Annotated in this window: 18 protein-coding genes; 6 read left to right on the top strand and 12 right to left on the bottom strand. The window is 75.0% G+C overall.

The window, feature by feature from the left end:
- Positions 1 to 10: 10 nt before the first annotated feature.
- Genes ACI6QG_RS18035 through ACI6QG_RS18060 form a run of 6 tightly spaced genes read right to left on the bottom strand, consistent with a single transcriptional unit; the run spans position 11 to position 5945 of the window.
- Entirely contained in the window at positions 11 to 898 is an 888-nt protein-coding gene (locus ACI6QG_RS18035; protein ID WP_407025979.1) for a dihydrodipicolinate synthase family protein, read from the bottom strand.
- On the bottom strand, positions 895 to 2022 hold the full coding sequence (locus tag ACI6QG_RS18040) for a sialidase family protein (RefSeq protein ID WP_407025980.1): 1128 nt from the start codon (positions 2020 to 2022) through the stop codon (positions 895 to 897). The genes ACI6QG_RS18035 and ACI6QG_RS18040 overlap by 4 nt, the downstream gene beginning before the upstream one ends.
- Positions 2022 to 3107, bottom strand: coding sequence for an iron-containing alcohol dehydrogenase (locus ACI6QG_RS18045; RefSeq protein ID WP_407025981.1), 1086 nt, complete (start codon positions 3105 to 3107; stop codon positions 2022 to 2024). Before ACI6QG_RS18045 ends, ACI6QG_RS18040 begins: the two co-directional genes overlap by 1 nt.
- Positions 3104 to 4108, bottom strand: a complete 1005-nt coding sequence (gene pdxA, locus ACI6QG_RS18050) for a 4-hydroxythreonine-4-phosphate dehydrogenase PdxA (RefSeq protein WP_407025982.1) — start codon at positions 4106 to 4108, stop codon at positions 3104 to 3106. Before pdxA ends, ACI6QG_RS18045 begins: the two co-directional genes overlap by 4 nt.
- Positions 4105 to 5163 (bottom strand): four-carbon acid sugar kinase family protein, encoded by a 1059-nt coding sequence (locus ACI6QG_RS18055; RefSeq protein ID WP_407025983.1) that lies wholly within the window; start codon positions 5161 to 5163, stop codon positions 4105 to 4107. Before ACI6QG_RS18055 ends, pdxA begins: the two co-directional genes overlap by 4 nt.
- Positions 5160 to 5945 carry an IclR family transcriptional regulator gene (locus tag ACI6QG_RS18060; RefSeq protein ID WP_407025984.1) on the bottom strand — a complete coding sequence of 262 codons (786 nt, stop codon included), beginning with the start codon at positions 5943 to 5945 and terminating at the stop codon, positions 5160 to 5162. Before ACI6QG_RS18060 ends, ACI6QG_RS18055 begins: the two co-directional genes overlap by 4 nt.
- 91 nt (positions 5946 to 6036) lie before the next feature.
- On the opposite strand from ACI6QG_RS18060, the gene ACI6QG_RS18065 reads away from it, so the two are divergent.
- From ACI6QG_RS18065 to ACI6QG_RS18075, 3 genes are read left to right on the top strand one after another with little or no spacing between them, the layout of a single operon-like run.
- Positions 6037 to 6702, top strand: a complete 666-nt coding sequence (locus ACI6QG_RS18065) for an SDR family NAD(P)-dependent oxidoreductase (protein WP_407025985.1) — start codon at positions 6037 to 6039, stop codon at positions 6700 to 6702.
- Positions 6703 to 6753: 51 nt separating this feature from the next.
- A complete protein-coding gene (locus ACI6QG_RS18070; RefSeq protein ID WP_407025986.1) occupies positions 6754 to 7344 on the top strand; it encodes a nuclear transport factor 2 family protein in 591 nt (196 codons plus the stop codon).
- Entirely contained in the window at positions 7341 to 8159 is an 819-nt protein-coding gene (locus ACI6QG_RS18075) for an intradiol ring-cleavage dioxygenase (RefSeq protein ID WP_407025987.1), read from the top strand. Before ACI6QG_RS18070 ends, ACI6QG_RS18075 begins: the two co-directional genes overlap by 4 nt.
- A gap of 52 nt (positions 8160 to 8211) precedes the next feature.
- Here ACI6QG_RS18075 and ACI6QG_RS18080 read toward each other — a convergent pair whose 3' ends face one another.
- Positions 8212 to 9087 (bottom strand): glycosyltransferase, encoded by an 876-nt coding sequence (locus tag ACI6QG_RS18080; protein WP_407025988.1) that lies wholly within the window; start codon positions 9085 to 9087, stop codon positions 8212 to 8214.
- On the bottom strand, positions 9084 to 10595 hold the full coding sequence (locus ACI6QG_RS18085) for an aldehyde dehydrogenase family protein (protein WP_407025989.1): 1512 nt from the start codon (positions 10593 to 10595) through the stop codon (positions 9084 to 9086). Before ACI6QG_RS18085 ends, ACI6QG_RS18080 begins: the two co-directional genes overlap by 4 nt.
- A 96-nt stretch (positions 10596 to 10691) precedes the next feature.
- Between ACI6QG_RS18085 and ACI6QG_RS18090 the strand changes: the two genes are divergently transcribed.
- The gene (locus ACI6QG_RS18090; RefSeq protein WP_407025990.1) at positions 10692 to 11189 is read left to right on the top strand and encodes a pyridoxamine 5'-phosphate oxidase family protein; all 498 of its coding nucleotides are present in this window, start codon (positions 10692 to 10694) and stop codon (positions 11187 to 11189) included.
- Positions 11190 to 11310: 121 nt separating this feature from the next.
- Positions 11311 to 11997 (top strand): extensin-like domain-containing protein, encoded by a 687-nt coding sequence (locus tag ACI6QG_RS18095; protein WP_407025991.1) that lies wholly within the window; start codon positions 11311 to 11313, stop codon positions 11995 to 11997.
- A 99-nt stretch (positions 11998 to 12096) separates the two neighbouring features.
- Here the strand turns inward: ACI6QG_RS18095 and ACI6QG_RS18100 are convergent, their stop codons facing one another.
- The 4 genes from ACI6QG_RS18100 to ACI6QG_RS18115 are packed head-to-tail and all read right to left on the bottom strand — an operon-like array spanning position 12097 to position 13491.
- The gene (locus ACI6QG_RS18100) at positions 12097 to 12459 is read right to left on the bottom strand and encodes a DUF2155 domain-containing protein (protein ID WP_407025992.1); all 363 of its coding nucleotides are present in this window, start codon (positions 12457 to 12459) and stop codon (positions 12097 to 12099) included.
- Positions 12456 to 12656, bottom strand: coding sequence for a hypothetical protein (locus ACI6QG_RS18105; protein ID WP_407025993.1), 201 nt, complete (start codon positions 12654 to 12656; stop codon positions 12456 to 12458). The genes ACI6QG_RS18100 and ACI6QG_RS18105 overlap by 4 nt, the downstream gene beginning before the upstream one ends.
- Positions 12653 to 13141: an outer membrane lipid asymmetry maintenance protein MlaD gene (gene mlaD / locus ACI6QG_RS18110; RefSeq protein WP_407025994.1), complete on the bottom strand. Its 489-nt coding sequence runs from the start codon at positions 13139 to 13141 to the stop codon at positions 12653 to 12655. The genes ACI6QG_RS18105 and mlaD overlap by 4 nt, the downstream gene beginning before the upstream one ends.
- Positions 13138 to 13491: an NADH-ubiquinone oxidoreductase subunit NDUFA12 family protein gene (locus ACI6QG_RS18115; RefSeq protein WP_407025995.1), complete on the bottom strand. Its 354-nt coding sequence runs from the start codon at positions 13489 to 13491 to the stop codon at positions 13138 to 13140. Before ACI6QG_RS18115 ends, mlaD begins: the two co-directional genes overlap by 4 nt.
- Before the next feature lie 129 nt (positions 13492 to 13620).
- Here ACI6QG_RS18115 and ACI6QG_RS18120 point away from each other — a divergent pair.
- A partial coding sequence (locus ACI6QG_RS18120; protein WP_491630748.1) for a ribonucleotide reductase barrel domain-containing protein occupies positions 13621 to 14352 on the top strand: 732 nt, incomplete at its 3' end.

Consider the following 14352-nt stretch of genomic DNA (forward strand, 5'->3'; position numbering starts at 1 on the left):
CCTTTCCGGTTCAGCGGGCGAGCAGCGCGGCTTCTTCGGCCGGCGTCAGCGGCAGCAGGGGCGGGCGCAGGCGCTTCCATCCCTCGTGCCCGTCCTTCTGCGCCAGCAGCGCCTTCAGCGAGGCCATCTGCGCGAAGCGCGACGCCTGCTCGCGCTTCGCCACGATGCGCGCCTGCGCGGCGGCGACCTCCTCCGCCCGCGCCGGATCGGCGAAGTGGCGGAACACGAAGGCGAGGTCGGCGGCGACGAGGTTGGAGGTGGCGGTGATGCAGCCCGCGCCGCCCTGCTGCATCAAGGGCAGCAGCAGCGGGTCGGCGCCGGCCAGCACGGCCAGGCCCGGGAACTCCTTCACCAGCGCCACCATGTGGTCCAGCTTGCCGGCGCTGTCCTTGATGCCGGCGAAGGTGCCGGGGAAGGCGGCGCGCAGCCGGTGAATCACCGCGAAGGGGATCGGCACCGCCGAGACCTGCGGGATGTGATACAGCACCACGCGCAGCCGCGTGTCGGCGATGCGCGTCACCGTCTCGGCATAGGCGGCGAAGAGGCCGTCCTCCGAGACGTCCTTGTAGTAGAAGGGCGGCAGCATCACGACGGTGGAAACGCCGCGCGACAGCGCGTGCCTGGTCAGCGCCACCGTTTCCGTCAGCGCCGCCACTCCGGTGCCGGGCAGCAGCGCGGCGGGCGCGATGCCGGCCTCCACCGCCGCATCCAGCAGCGCCATCCGCTCGGAGGAGGAGAAGCTGTTGGCCTCGCCGGTGGTGCCCAGCATGGCGATGCCGTCGCAGCCCTCCTCCAGCAGGCGCCTGGCGTGCTTGACGAAGCGCGCGTGATCCGGGGCAAGGTCCGCGTCGAGCGGCGTCAGGGCGGCGGAGAAGACGCCGGATGGTGCGAGGCTCACAGGGCCCACTCCTCATGCAAGGTGACGTGCTTGATGGCCTGGCGCCAGAAGGTGAAGGCGATGTGCAGCCTGCCGTCGCGGCCCTGGATGACGGAGGGGTAGCTGAACTCGCGGTTCAGCTTGTCCTTGCTGTTGTTGGTCATGCAGAAGCCGTCGCCTTCCTCCAGGTTCCGGCGATGCGGGAATGTGCGCCCGCCATCCTCGGAGAGCGCCAGCGTCAGCGGCGCGCGCGGGGCGCCCCAGAAGGCGCCCTCGCTCACCTGCGCCTCCTCCTCGCCGCCCTCGATGTCGTCGTAGAGGGAAAGGCGGCGGCCGGTGGCATCCTGGCGCGAGGAATGGTTGCAGACCAGCGCGATGCGCCCCGACGCCAGGCGCGCGGCGCAGACCGAGGAGTTGTTGTTCGGCAGCGCCAGCGGCGCGGGCGCCGACCAGGCCCGCCCATCCGCCGAGCGCGCCACCTGCACGAAATCGGCGCGGCGCGAGCGGAAGAAGGCTACGTAGTCCTCGCCGGCATCCACGATGGCCATGTGCACGGCGCCCAGCGAATCCGGCACCGGGTGCTCCACCCAGGTGGCGCCCGCATCCTCGCTCACCATCACCGAACTCGTGTCCAGGTCGCCGGTCCAGGCGCCGCCTTCGGGCTTGGTGCAGCGCCAGACCGGCAGCAGCCAGGCGCCGTCGCGCGCCACCACGATGGGGGCGCGGATGAACAGGCCCGGCGTGTCCAGCAGCGTCGTGATCGGCCCCCAGGAGCGCCCGCCATCGCGCGAGATCCGCCGCCGCACGATCGCCGTGTCCTGGTTGCCGCCAAGCTGCGCGGTCCAGAGCAGCCACAGCGCGCCATCGGGCGCGGTCCACAGCAGCGGGTTCTGCTCGGAGCGCGTCGGGTCGTCGGAGAGCACCTGGGCGTCGCTCCAGCGGTCCGCGCCCGGCTCCAGCCGCGCGAGGTGGACGGAGATGTCCGGCACGCCTTCCTGCGTGCCGCCGAACCAGGTGGCCAGCAGCGTGCCGTCCGGCAGCTCGTGCAGGGTGGCGGCGTGGTTCTGCACGGCGGGGGTGGGGATGAAGGCCTCGGTGCGCGCGGGGTCGTCGGCGCGCGGGGCCAGCACGGGCGTGAACTGCATCAGAAGGCCCTCTCGTAGAGGGCGAGGATGTCGCCCTCGCTCATCTCGCGCGGGTTGTTGTCCAGCAGGCGGCGGATGGCGTGCGCCTCCTTCGCCATGGCTGGCAGGTCGGCCTGCGGGATGCCGTGGGCGCGCAGCCGCATGTCCAGGCCCAGGCGGGCGCAGAAGGCGGAAACGTCGCCGCCCAGGGCGTCGAGCACCAGCGCGGTCTTCGCCGCGGCGGCCGGCGCGTTGAAGGCGAGCGCGTGGGGCATGATCAGCGCGCAGGCCAGGCCATGCGGCAGGTGGTGCCGCGTGCCCAGAGGATAGGCGATGGCGTGGCCGGAGGTGGTGTTCACCGGCCCCAGCCCGAAGCCGCCATACAGCGAGGCCAGCATCAGCCCGGCGCGGGCCTCGGCATCCGCGCCGTCCTCCACCGCGCGCCGGAGGAAGCGCCCGACGAGGCGGATGCCCTCCAGCACATACAGGTCAATCGCCGGATGCGCCTTCCGCGACGTGAAGCACTCGATGCAGTGCGCCAGCGCGTCCAGCCCCGTCGCCGCCGTCACGGCGGGCGGCACCGAATGCGTCAGCGTGGGGTCCACCACGGCGATGTCGGCCAGCATGTGGCGCGACTGCACGGCCACCTTGTTGCGGGTGGCGGGGTCGGTCACCAGGGCGCGGGTGCCGGCCTCGCTGCCGGTGCCGGCGGTGGTGGGCACCTGGGCCAGCAGCACGCGGCGCCCGGCCACCTTCTCCGGCCCCGCGACGTCGTGCAGCCCCTTGCCGGAACCGGGCAGCACCGCCACCAGCTTCGCCAGGTCCATGGCGCTGCCGCCGCCGAAGCCGATCACGCAATCGGGTTGCACCTGCTCCGCCAGGGCGCAGGCGGCCAGCAGGTTGGGCAGGTCGGGCTCGGGCTGCACATCGGCGAAGACCGTCACCTCGCCCGGCAGGTCCAGCAGCGCCACCCGCGCCGCGCCCGAGCGCCCGGTGACGACCAGCGGGCGCCGCACCCCCTTCGCGCGCGCCCAGCGGCCGAGTTCCGGCAAGGTGCCGTCGCCCAGGTGCAGCACGGGCGGGCGTTCGATCAGCAGCGGCGTCATGCCAGCCTCGAAGCGTATTCGATGGCTTCCAGGAGCGAGGTGGTGGAGGCGATGCCCTGGCCCGCGATGTCGAAGGCGGTGCCGTGGTCCACGCTGCTGCGGATGATCGGCAGCCCCAGCGTGACGTTGACGCCCGAGAGCGCGTCCCACAGCCCCGTCTCGGGGTTCACGTGGAAGCCGAGCAGCTTCACCGGGATGTGCCCCTGGTCGTGATACATCGCCACCACGGCGTCGTAGCGCCCGGCGCGCAGCTTCACGAAGACGGTGTCGCCCGGCACCGGGCCTTCCACCAGCAGCCCATTGGCATTGGCCTGCGCGATGGTCGGCGCGCTCACCGTGTCGTCCTCCGTGCCGAACAGCCCGCCCTCGCCGGCGTGCGGGTTCAGCGCGGCGACGGCGATGCGCGGCTGCGCGACGCCCAGGCGCAGCAGCGCCGCATGCGTCAGGTCCAGCACCAGGCGCAGGCGCTGCGGCGTCAGGCGCTTGGGCACCTCGGCCAGCGCGCAATGGGTGGTGACGTGGGAGACGCGCATGTTGCCGTGCGCCAGCAGCATCACCGAGCCCTTCACGCCGGTGAGTTCCGCCAGCATCTCGGTGTGGCCGGCATAGTGGTGGCCGGCAAGGTTCAGCGCCTCCTTGTTCAGCGGCGCGGTGACGATGGCCCCCGCGCGCCCGGCGAGGCACAGCCGCACCCCGGCGGCAATGGCGTGGAAGGCGAAGTCGCCCGCCACCGCCTGCACCTGCCCGGTGGCGATCGGCACGTCGGGCTTCGCGGGCAGGACGGAGAGCGCGGGCCAGTCGTCGCCCTCGGCCACGCGCGGCATCGGCAGGCCGGGGGCGAAGCGGTCGCGCGCCGCCTCCATGCAGCCGGCATGGCCGATCACCAGCAGGCGGAGGCCGCCGGCCTCCAGCCGCGGGCACAGGGCCAGCGCGGCCTTGGCGATGATTTCCGGCCCGATGCCGGCGGGGTCGCCCATGGTGATGGCGAGGGTCTTGCTCATGCGGGGTCACCCGAGGGGAAGAGGAGGTCGCGCCACAGCGATGGCCCGCCGAAGGCGCCGGACTTGGAGATCACCGCCACGCCGTCCCAGGTGCCGCCCACCAGGGCGGCGCGCGGCACGCCGGGCTCGGCCAGGCCGGTCGCCAGCAGGCCGCGCGCGCCCACGGCCAGGCAGGCGGCGCGCAGCGTCTCGCCGCCCGCGGCCAGCAGGGTGGCGGGGCGGGGCAGGGCGGGCAGCAGCGCCGCCCAGGTGGCGGCGATGCGCGCGGCGGCCTCGGCGCGATGCAGGCCGGAGGGCAGCGCGACGGAAAGCAGCGCCGGGCCGCGCGCCAGCCGGGCGGCGATGCGCGGGGCGTCGCCCGCCGTCACCGCCAACAGCGCCGGGCCGCAGGCGGCGAGCTGCGCCGCGGTTTCCGCGCGGTCGGAGCCGAAGCAGCCCAGCACCGGATGCGCCACCGCGCGGTCGAAGGCCACCGGGGCGGCGGCGGCCAGGGCGCGCGCCAGCCCGCCCGAACCCGCCCACAGCACCGGGCCGCGCGCGGTGGCGCCCAGCGCCGCGACGCGCGCGAGGTCGGCCTCCGTCTCGGCGTCGAAGATGGCGATGCCGTCGGGCAGGGGGGCCAGCGGGTCGCCGGCGGCGGCGCGCAGCCCTTCGCCGCGCAGCAGGGCGCCCAGGTCGCCGTGCGGGCGCCAGCCGGCGCCCTGGCGGGACAGCACCCGCCCGGCGCGGGTGACGCGCCCCTGCGCCGGGAAGGCCGGGGCCAGCACCAGGTGGCGGAAGGCGCCGGTGGCCCAGCAGGCCGCCAGCTCGGTGGCCACCTGGCCGCGCAGCAGCGAGTCCAGCTTCTTGAAGGCGATGTCCGCGCCGGCGAGGTGCGGCGCCAGCGCGGCGACGCGCGCGGAGGCGAGGGCGCGCGGCGCCTCGCGCGTCGCGCTGTCCATCGCGGCCAGGGGCGGGCCGTCCAGCGCCAGCGGCACCGGGCCGCACAGCGCGGCGAACTCGGCGGCGCTGTCCAGCGCGCCCGACAGGTCGTCGGCCAGCAGCCGCAGCCTCATGGCGCGGCGCCGTGGCGCAGCGCCAGGGACAGGGTGGCGGCGAGGCGCTGGGCGGCCGGCACCGCGGCGGCGGTGAAGGCATCCGCGTCCCGCCCGGCGGCGGCCGTCAGCGAGACGCCGGCCAGCGGCAGCCCCGCGGCATCCAGCACCGGCGCGGCGACGGTCAGCAGGCCGTAGGCGTTCTCGCCCATGCTGACGGCGACGCCGCGCCGGCGCACCTCCTCCAGCCGGGCCAGCAGCTCCTCCATGCCGGTCAGCGTGCGGTCGGACAGCTTGACGCGCGGCACGGCGTCGAGCTGCGCCACCTGCTCGGCGCGGGGCAGGAAGGCCAGGATGGCCTGTCCCAGCGCGGTGGCGTAGGCGCCGATGCGGCTGCCGGGGCGGCGCATCACCCCCTGGCGGTCCAGCCCGCCATCGGCGCGGGCCAGGTAGACCACCTCGCCGCGCTCCAGCGCGCCCAGCGAGGCGGCGTCGGCGACGCCGGGCACCAGTTCGCGCAGCAGGGGCGCCGCCTGCTCGCTCAGCCCGCCGAAGGACAGCGCGGCGTGGCCCAGCTCCAGGCATTGCAGCGTCAGGCGGAAGCGGCGGCCCTCCGCGCGCAGGTAGCCGAGGTTGGCGAGGGTGTGCGCGAGGCGGAAGGCGGTGCCGCGGTCCAGCCCGGCGGCGGCGGCGATTTCCGCCAGGGTCAGCGCCGGCGCGCCGCCGGTGAAGGCGCGCAGCACCGCGAAGGCCTTGGCGACGGAGCGCACCTCGTTCTTCGGGTTGGGAAGCGGCGTGTCCACCCAGCAGCCTTTGTTCGGATGGCGAACACTTGTTCGGTTCGCGTGCATTTGGTAGGGGGGCCGCCGGGCCGATGTCAAGAAGGGATGCGCCATGCGCCACGCCGTGGTCACCGGGGCCAGTTCCGGAATCGGCGCCGCCATCGCCGCGCGGCTGCTGCGCGAGGGCTGGCGCGTCACCGCCGTCTCGCGCTCCGCGCCCGCGCCTGGGCTGGCGCACCTGCCGCTGGACCTGGCGGAGACGGCGGCCATCCGCCCCGCCCTGGCCGGGCTGCGGGCCGATGCGCTGGTGCACGCCGCCGGGCTGATGCGCGGCGGCGCCCTGGGCGCGCTGGACGCGGCGGCGGGCGCGCGGATGTGGGCGCTGCACGTGGCGGCGGCGGAGGCGCTGGCCGACGCGCTGGCGCCCGGCCTGCCCGACCGCAGCGGGCGCATCGTGCTGCTGGGCAGCCGCACCAGCGCCGGGCAGGCCGGGCGCTCGCAATACGCGGCCACCAAGGCAGCGCTGGTGGCGCTGGCGCGCTCCTGGGCGGCGGAGCTGGCGCCGCGCGGCATCACCTGCAACGTGGTGGCCCCGGCGGCCACCGACACGCCGATGCTGCGCGACCCCGCCCGCGCCGGCACCGTGCCGAGGCTGCCGCCCATCGGCCGGCTGATCGCGCCGGAGGAGGTGGCGGCGCTGGTGGCCTTCCTGCTGGGCGGGGAGGCGGGCGCCATCACCGGGCAGCAGCTGGTGGTCTGCGGCGGCGCCTCCTTGTAGCGGCGCGCCGGCTGCGCCACCCTCGCGCGCGGATGAGGGGGAAGCGACGAGATGGATGACCGCCAGGCGATCCGCCAGCTGGTGGAGGACTGGGCCGTGTGGCGCGACGCCGGGGACTGGGCGCGCTTCGCCACCTGCTGGCACCCCGAGGGCCGCATGAACGCCACCTGGAAGCAGGGCACCGCCGCCGAGTTCATCCAGGCCTCGCGAGAGGGCTGGGCCAGGGGCGTCTCCATCCTGCATTTCCTGGGCGGGCACAGCGCCGACATCGCGGGCGACCGCGCGGTGGCGCAGACCAAGATGACCATCAGCCAGCGCGCCGCCGTGCACGGGGTGGAGGTGGACGTGGTGTGCACCGGGCGCTTCTTCGATTTCTGCCAGCGCCACGAGGGCCGCTGGACCGTGCGCGAGCGCCAGCCCATCTACGAGAAGGACCGCATGGACCCGCTGGTGCCCGGCACCGCCGTGCCGCTGGACCGCGCGCTGCTGGAATCCTTTCCGCCCGGCTACCGCCACCTCGCCTACCTGCAGACGCAGATCGGCTACGCCGTGAAGCGCGACATGCCCGGCCTGGCCGGGCCGGAGGTGGAGGCGCTGCAGGCCCGCGGCCAGGCCTGGCTGCGCGGGAGCGCCGCGCCATGAACGAGGAGGACGCCGTCACCGCCGCCGTGCTGGCCCGCATGGGGGGCTGCCCGGAACCGCGCGCGCGGGAGCTGTCCACCGCGCTGGTGCGCCACCTGCACGCCTTCCTGAAGGAAGTCCGCCCCACGCAGGAGGAATGGATGCGCGCCATCCAGTTCCTCACCGCCACCGGGCAGATGTGCAGCGACCACCGGCAGGAGTTCATCCTGCTCAGCGACACGCTGGGCGCCTCCATGCTGGTGGACGCCATCAACAACCCCACCGGCGGCCTGGCCACCGACAGCACGGTGCTGGGGCCCTTCTACGTCGCCGGCCCGCCCGAGCTGCCGCTGGGCGCCGACATCGCCAAGGGCCGCGCCGGCGAGCCGATGCGGGTGGAAGGCGTGGTGCGCGGCCCCGATGGCGCGCCCATCGCCGACGCCTGGATGGACACCTGGCACAGCGACGAGGAAGGCTTCTACGACGTCCAGCGCGGCGAGCAGCCGGAGCTGAACCTGCGCGCCCGCTTCCGCACCGACGCGCAGGGCCGCTTCCACTTCCGCAGCATCGTGCCGACCTTCTACCCGGTGCCGCATGACGGGCCGGTGGGCGCCATGCTGCTGGCCCAGGGCCGCCATCCCTTCCGCCCGGCGCATGTCCACTTCATGCTGGGCGCGCCCGGCTGCCGCACCCTGGTCACCCACGTCTTCCTGGAAGGCGACCCCTACCTGGAATCCGATGCGGTGTTCGGCGTGAAACCCTCCCTTGTCACGTCGCTGGACCGCTCGGGGCCCGAGCCGGTGCTGCGCTACGACTTCACCCTCGCCGCCGCCTGAGCGGGGGCAAATGGGCGTGGCGGCGGGGCGTCACCCGGCCGCGCCGCGCGCCTCAGCGGCGGTCCAGCCCCACCTGGGTGGCCTGCACGCCGCGCGCCCAGGCCAGCATCCCGGCCGCCCGCCCGGCCCACTTGACGCGCCGCCCGTCGCCCTGCCGCAGCGCCGCCTTCAGCCGCAGCGCCGGCCACTGGGCCAGCAGCCGCGCCCAGGCCGCGCGCGCCCCGCGGTGCCGCGCCTCCAGGTGCTGGCGCGACCAGCCCTGGTGCCAGGCCTTGTCCCACTCCAGCCGCGGCGACGGCGCGGAGGACCGGCCGCCGGCATGGCGCACCTCGCCGCCCGCCACATGCACCAGCGCGTGACCGGCGGCGCGCAGCCGCAGGCAGATGTCGTCATCCTCGTGGTACAGGAAGATGGCGGGGTCGAAGCCGCCGATGCCCCGCCACGCCGCCAGCCGGAAGAACATGGCGCTGCCGCCCACGTAGTCCAGGCAGCAATCGCCCCAGGGCTCGGGCAGCCGCCGCGCGCGGGGCGGGGTGTAGGGCGTCGCGTGCCCCACCTGCATCTCGCCGGACTCCGTGCGGATCTCGGGCGCCAGCAGCGCCGCCTCCGGATAGCGCGCCGCCGCCGCCTCCAGCACCGGCAGCGTGTCCGGCCCCAGGCGGGCGTCGGCGTTCAGCAGCAGGCCGAAGGGCGTGCCGGCCGCGCCCAGCCCCAGGTTCGCCCCCGGCCCGAAGCCCAGGTTGCGCCCGGCCTCCAGCACCGTCGCGCCGGGCCGCACCTGCCGCGCCAGCGCCGCCGAGCCGTCGGCGGAGGCGTTGTCCACCACCACCACCGGCACCCCGGGGGGAATCGATTCCAGGCAGCCGCCCAGCACCGCCGCCGAATTGTAGGCGACGACGACGACGGTGGTGGCCGCCGCGCCTGTCATCCCATGTTCACCATGATGGTCTTCTTGTGGGTGAAGTGCTCCAGCATCGCCTCCAGGCTGGCTTCCTTGCCCAGGCCGGAGGACTTCACCCCGCCGTAGGACAGGTTGGCCTGCACCACGAGGTTCTGGTTGATCTGCACCAGCCCGGCCTCCAGCCGTTGCGCCAGGTCCAGCCCCACCTTCAGGTCGTTGGTCCACAGGCTGGCGGCCAGCCCGTACTCGCTGTCGTTCGCCTCCTTCAGCACCGCCTCCGCGTCGTCGAAGGGCTGGATGACGGTGACGGGGCCGAAGATCTCCTCCTTCACCAGCCGCGAGGAGCCATCCAGCCCGGTGAAGATCACCGGGCGCAGGAACAGCCCCTTCTTCAGCGCCGGGTCCTCGGGCATCGCGCTGCACTCGTGCGCCACGGCGCCGGGGGTGCGCTTGCCTTCCTCGATGTAGGCGCGGACCTTCTCGAACTGGCCCTCGCTGATGATGGTGCCGATGTCGGTCTTCTCGTCCAGCGGGTCGCCCATCACCATGGCGTTCACCGCCTTCTCCATCTCGGCCACGAAGGCGTCGAAGATGGGCCGCTCCACGTAGATGCGGCTGGCCGCGGTGCAGCTCTGCCCCTGCCGGGTGAAGCGCATGGAGGTCAGCGCGCCCGACACCGTCCTGGCGAAGTCGCAATCCTTGAACACGATCATCGGCGACTTGCCGCCGAGCTCCAGCGTCACCGGCACCAGCTTCTCGGCGGCCGCCTTGGCCACGATCTTGCCGGTCTCCACGCTGCCGGTGAACGTCACCTTGCGCACCAGCGGGTGCGCCACCAGCGGCGCGCCGCATTCGGGGCCGAAGCCGCTGAGCATGTTGAAGCAGCCCGGCGGCAGCACGCGGTTCATCAGCTCGCAGATGCGCAGCACCGCCAGCGGTGCCTCCTCGGCGCTCTTCACCACCACCGTGTTGCCGGCCACCAGGGCAGGGGCCACCTTCAGCGCCATCAGCAGCATCGGCACGTTCCAGGGGATGATGGCGCCCACCACCCCCAGCGGCTCGCGCACCGTCACGCTCAGCACGTTGGGCGCGAAGGGCACGCTCTCGCCCTTCAGCTCGCTGCCCAGCCCGCCGAAGAACTCGAACACGTCGGCCACCACCCCGGCCTCGACGCGGCTTTCCGTGCGCAGGGCCTTGCCGGTCTCCAGCGCGATCAGCCGCGCCAGCTCCTCCTGGTGCTCCTTCAGCAGGGCGGCGCACTGGTGCACCAGGGCGCCGCGCTTGCGCGCCGGCACCTTGGCCCATTCCTTCTGCGCCCGCGCCGCATCGGCCACCGCGGCCTCCACGTCCGCCGCGTCGCCCTCCGCCGCGTGGGCCACCTGCACGCCCGTCGCCGGGTTCACCACGGGAAAGGAGCGGCCGGAGCGCGCGGGCACGTAGCGCCCGCCGATGAAGTGCAGCCCCGACAGGGCGGCGGCCAGCGCCCCCTGGTCCATCGTCGGCGCGGCGGGGGTGGGGTGCGGCGTGTCCAGCATGGCGGTCCTCCTGGGGCCGGACCATGCGCCGGATGCGCGCAACCCCGCAAGCCCGCGGCCGTTCCCGCCCAGACCATCCCGCAACCGGAGGACCCCATGGCCCAGGCGACGAACGACGACGAGGCGCGCATCAAGGTGCGCGAGATGCTGGACAGCATCGGCACCGTGATGCTGGTCACCCAGGCCACCGACGGCACCATGCAGGCCCGCCCCATGGCCCACCAGGCCATCGAGGGCGACACGGTGTGGTTCTTCCACGTCGCCGGCACGCCCAAGGCCATGCAGATCGCCCAGGATTCCGACGTGCTGCTGGCCGCCTCCAACCCCTCCAGCCAGGACTACGTCTCGGTCAAGGGCAAGGCCCGCACCCTGAAGGACCCCGCCAAGGCCAAGGCCCTGTGGAGCGAGGGCGCCCGCGTCTGGTTCCCCAAGGGCGCCGAGGACCCGGAGCTGGAGCTGATCGCCGTCACCATCCACGGCGCCGAGTACTGGGACAGCCCGAGCAGCACCGCGCTGCACGCCTATGGCTACGTCAAGGCCCTGGCCACCGGCGAGCGCCCGGCGGGCGGCGAGAACCAGAAGGTTTCCTTCTGAACCCGGCCGGGCCGTCGCCGGGCGCTGCGCCCTGGCGACGGCCCCGCGGCGCGCCCCTGCACGCGCCGTTCCTTGCGCCCATGGCGGTCCCGCCGCCGGCCGGCGCCGCGGCGCGCGCCTGATGCGCCGGCTGCGCGCCCTGCTGGTGCTCTCGGTGCTGGGCGGGGCGGCGGCGTTCGGCCTGCGCCACCTGCCGCCCGGATGGGACCCGCGCCAGCCGCTGGACCTGCGGGCGGCGCCCGGCCTCCTCACCGGCACCAAGCTCGCCCGCCTCGCGTGGCAGCCGGAAGCCTGCTTCGCCGTCTTCGACCATTCCGGCCTCGCGGTGACGCGCCTGCCCGACCGGCCCTCGGCGGTGGGCTGCCCGGTGACCGACGCGGTGACGCTGCCGGCGGCGGTGCGGGTCAGCCCGCCCGGCCCGGCCGTCACCTGCCGCGTCGCCGCGGGCTGGGTGATGCTGGAGCGGCACACGCTGCAGCAGGCCGCGCGCCGCCACCTCGGCACGGAGGTCGCGGCGGTGCGCCACCTGGGCAGCTTCAGCTGCCGCAACATCGGCAACGCCGCGACGGGCCGGCGCAGCGAGCACGCCACCGCCAACGCGCTGGACGTCGCGGGCTTCGTGCTGCGCGACGGGCGCGAGGTGACGCTGGCGCGGGACTGGGGGCAGGGCACCCCGGCCGGCGCCTTCCTGCGCGAGGTGCGCGACGGCGCGTGCCGGTGGTTCAGGGTGGTGCTGGGGCCGGACTACAACGCCGCCCATGCCGACCACTTCCACTTCGACATGGGCGCCGCCTGGATCTGCCGCTGAGGGGGCGTGGCCGCCCGCGGCGCGACGCCGCTGGGAGGAGCAAGGCTCCAGCCTTGCCGGGACGATGATCCACCGCAGCGCCGTCGCCGCGGCGCGCGCTCAGCGGCAGTTCAGCACCCGGATGTCGTAGACCGGGTGCTCCAGCATGTTCAGCGCCGGGTTCTCCGCGAACATCCAGCCGCGGAAGGCCGGCGGGCTGCCGGCCGGGGCGCGGCTGTCGCTGATCTCCATCCAGGCGGCGGCGTCGGGCACCTCGTCCGCCGGGCGCCCCTGGCAGGAGCGCAGCAGGATGGTCAGCGTGCCGAAGCGCGCCGGCTCGTTCACCCGCGCCGTCAGCACCGTCACGCGCGCGTTCACCTTGTCCAGCGCCTGGATGGTGGCCACCTGCCGCGCCACCCATTCCTGCGCCGTCGCCGGCGCCGGCGCGGCGGCCAGCAGCAGCAGGGCCAGCACCGCCCTCACGGCGCGCGCAGCCCGTCCACCAGGGCATGGAGGATGGCGCGCATCGCCGCCTCGTCCACGCCCATCAGCAGCGCGTCCTCGAAGGCGTCCTGCATCGCCTGCGCCAGCTCGGCGTGGTTCTCCCGCAGCACCTTCAGCTTCTCCAGGCAGGCCACCGGCGCGCCGTCCCTGCCCGGCCAGCGCTCGGGCGGGTTCACTGCGGCCGCGCGGCCTCGCCGCCGCCCTGCTGGTTCATCTGCGTCACCGAGAAGATGAAGCGCCCCAGCAGCGATTCGAGCGACACGCTGCCCTGCGTCTCCGTCACGCGCCCGCCGGCGGCCAGCAGGCGCTCGCTGCCGCCCGGCACGATGGACAGGTACTTGCCGCCCAACAGCCCCTCCGAGGTGATCTCGGCGGAGCTGTCCGCCGGCAGCCGGATCTGGCTGCCCAGGCGGAACGTCACCTCGGCCTGGAAGGTTTCGGGGTCGATGCGCGCCCCGGTGACGGAGCCCACCTTCACCCCGGCGATGCGCACATCCGCCCCGCTGGCCAGGCCGTCGATCTTGTCGAAGCGCGCGGTCAGCTGGTAGCCGTCGCCGGACGGCCCCTTGCCGCCCAGCACCAGCGCGTAGGCGAGGAAGCCGCCGGCCACCAGCAGCACCGCCAGGCCCACCAGCACCTCCGCCAGGGAACGGCCCTTCACGTGCCGGGCGTCCAGGCCTCGTAGTCGCCGCCGGTGGGGGCGCGCTGCCCGCCGCGGTACTCGTGCCCCTTGGGCCGGTAGGCCAGGGCGGTGCCGGTGCGGTTGGGCTGGTGCGGCAGCAGCCAGGGGTAGTCCGGGCGCTCCAGCGGCGCGGCGGTGGTGTGGTGCAGCCAGGCGTGCCATTCGGGCGGCACGGCGGAGCTGTCCATCCCCTTGGCCAGCACCACGAAGCGGCGGGTGCGGTTGTAGGTGGGCACCACCCGGCGGCTCTCGAAATACGCGTTGCCGAGGGAATCCGTGCCGACCTTGCGGCCGGTCAGTCGGGCATGGAGGAGTTCGAGGGCGGACATGGCCCGCTGTATGCCACGCCGCCCGCCCCGCCGGAAGGCCGCGCCTTGTCCACAAGATGATGTGGCGCCGGGCGGCGCGGGCCACAGCATCGGGGTTCCGGCCGGCCCGGCGCGTGCTATCCTCCTCCCATGGCCCGATACGACGGTACCCTGTGGGAAGGCGTGGCGCTGCGGCGCCTGCGCGTGGGCGCGGACCCCGACGCCCCGCCGCGCCCCGTCGCCATCCCCGCCGCCTGGGAGGACGAGGCCGCCGCCGCCCTGGCCGCGCTGGCGCCGGGCGACGGCGCCGCCTCCCTGCCGCGGCTGGCCGAGGCCATGTTCGCCCGCGCCCTGGCCCGCGGCGCCAAGGCCGGCGTGGTGGACCCGCGCGAATCGCCCCGCCTGGCCGAGGGCTGGCGCGCCCTGCTGCTGACGCGCCGCGGCGCCCCGGGCCTGGAATGCTGGCGCGCCCAGCCCAAGGCCGAGGCACGCTTCGTCCTCAACCTCCCCGCCTTCCTGGAGGCCGAGGGCGCGCTGGACCTGGAAGGCCTGGCCGAGGCGGCGCGACTCGGCGTGCGCTTCCTGGATGCCTGGGCCTCCGGCAAGGCCGCCCGCCTGCGCCTGGGCTTCGCCGACCTCGCCGGGCTGCTGGCCGCGCTGGACCTCCCCTACGATTCGGACGCGGCGCGCGACACCGCCGCCGCCCTGGCCGCCCTGCTGCGCGGCGCCGCCGAGGCCGAATCCGGCCGGCTGGCCCAGCGCCTGGGCGCGCGCGAGCCGGTGGCCCTGCTGTGGCCCGCGCCGCCGGCGGTGACGCCGGTGCCCGGCCTGGCCGCCGCCGCCCGCACCGCGCTGGACGCCGCCGCGGCCTCGCCCGGGCTG

This window comes from Sabulicella flocculans (assembly GCF_045449635.1).
Classification (GTDB): Bacteria; Pseudomonadota; Alphaproteobacteria; order Acetobacterales; family Acetobacteraceae; genus Roseococcus.

What these genes read in the sequence shown, in the direction of transcription:
- ACI6QG_RS18040 (WP_407025980.1), bottom strand. Translation starts at nt 2,022, where the DNA reads ATGCAGTTCACGCCCGTGCTGGCCCCGCGCGCCGACGACCCCGCGCGC.
- ACI6QG_RS18045 (WP_407025981.1), bottom strand. Translation starts at nt 3,107, where the DNA reads ATGACGCCGCTGCTGATCGAACGCCCGCCCGTGCTGCACCTGGGCGAC.
- pdxA (WP_407025982.1), bottom strand. Translation starts at nt 4,108, where the DNA reads ATGAGCAAGACCCTCGCCATCACCATGGGCGACCCCGCCGGCATCGGG.
- ACI6QG_RS18055 (WP_407025983.1), bottom strand. Translation starts at nt 5,163, where the DNA reads ATGAGGCTGCGGCTGCTGGCCGACGACCTGTCGGGCGCGCTGGACAGC.
- ACI6QG_RS18065 (WP_407025985.1), top strand. Translation starts at nt 6,037, where the DNA reads ATGCGCCACGCCGTGGTCACCGGGGCCAGTTCCGGAATCGGCGCCGCC.
- ACI6QG_RS18070 (WP_407025986.1), top strand. Translation starts at nt 6,754, where the DNA reads ATGGATGACCGCCAGGCGATCCGCCAGCTGGTGGAGGACTGGGCCGTG.
- ACI6QG_RS18075 (WP_407025987.1), top strand. Translation starts at nt 7,341, where the DNA reads ATGAACGAGGAGGACGCCGTCACCGCCGCCGTGCTGGCCCGCATGGGG.
- ACI6QG_RS18080 (WP_407025988.1), bottom strand. Translation starts at nt 9,087, where the DNA reads ATGACAGGCGCGGCGGCCACCACCGTCGTCGTCGTCGCCTACAATTCG.
- ACI6QG_RS18085 (WP_407025989.1), bottom strand. Translation starts at nt 10,595, where the DNA reads ATGCTGGACACGCCGCACCCCACCCCCGCCGCGCCGACGATGGACCAG.
- ACI6QG_RS18090 (WP_407025990.1), top strand. Translation starts at nt 10,692, where the DNA reads ATGGCCCAGGCGACGAACGACGACGAGGCGCGCATCAAGGTGCGCGAG.
- ACI6QG_RS18095 (WP_407025991.1), top strand. Translation starts at nt 11,311, where the DNA reads ATGCGCCGGCTGCGCGCCCTGCTGGTGCTCTCGGTGCTGGGCGGGGCG.
- ACI6QG_RS18115 (WP_407025995.1), bottom strand. Translation starts at nt 13,491, where the DNA reads ATGTCCGCCCTCGAACTCCTCCATGCCCGACTGACCGGCCGCAAGGTC.